The organism is Pampinifervens navoyensis (genome assembly GCF_046159715.1).
Classification (GTDB): domain Bacteria; phylum Aquificota; class Aquificia; order Aquificales; family Aquificaceae; genus Pampinifervens.
Genome location: NZ_JBJXCT010000028.1, coordinates 1 through 590 on the forward strand (window position 1 = coordinate 1; position 590 = coordinate 590).

1 pseudogene is annotated in these 590 nt (G+C 50.8%); it reads right to left on the reverse strand.

Annotated features, from left to right (window positions below):
* A pseudogene (locus ACKRDP_RS09865) lies at nt 1-552 on the reverse strand (hypothetical protein); the annotation flags it as partial.
* Nucleotides 553-590: the final 38 nt, after the last annotated feature.

The window sequence follows — 590 nt, forward strand, 5'->3', positions numbered from 1 at the left end:
TCCCTCCACATCCTGAGCGGACACGACTTTCCTGACAAGCCCATGAAGATATGCCCTGTCCTTTATCTTTCTTACCCTCTCCTCCACACCCTCTGGCACATACCCAAGCCTGCTCTCTATCACTGTAAGCAACATCTCCTGTGCATCCAGCAAAAGACCCTCCTCAAGCCCAAGCTGTTTGCCTCTGTGAAGCCCCTCCTCAAGCCCGAGTTGTTTGCCTTTGTGAAGTCCTTCCTCAAGCCCCAGACTGTAGAGAAGGTCTTTTCTGAGTTCACTCTCTGGCAGTTTTATGTCCTCTGGTCTGACCACTATGGGCATGTGCCTGACCTCCTCTGAGAGCTTTACCCTTAAGTTAGGTCTTAGCTCTGTCAGTGTCAAGACTTTCACCATAAAGTCCTTCCTCTCCTCATCCCTCATGCCCTCCATGGTCTCAAGGAGCTTCCTTATGAGATAGCTCTCATCCTCCACTCTGCAAAGGCATGCTATTATCCTGTCCGCAGGGTCTTGGCTCTCCAGAAGCTCCCTGCAGTCTATCTGCCTTATGTCAAGCATGTCATACCTGAAGGTGAGGTTCTCAAGCTCCAGAGTGT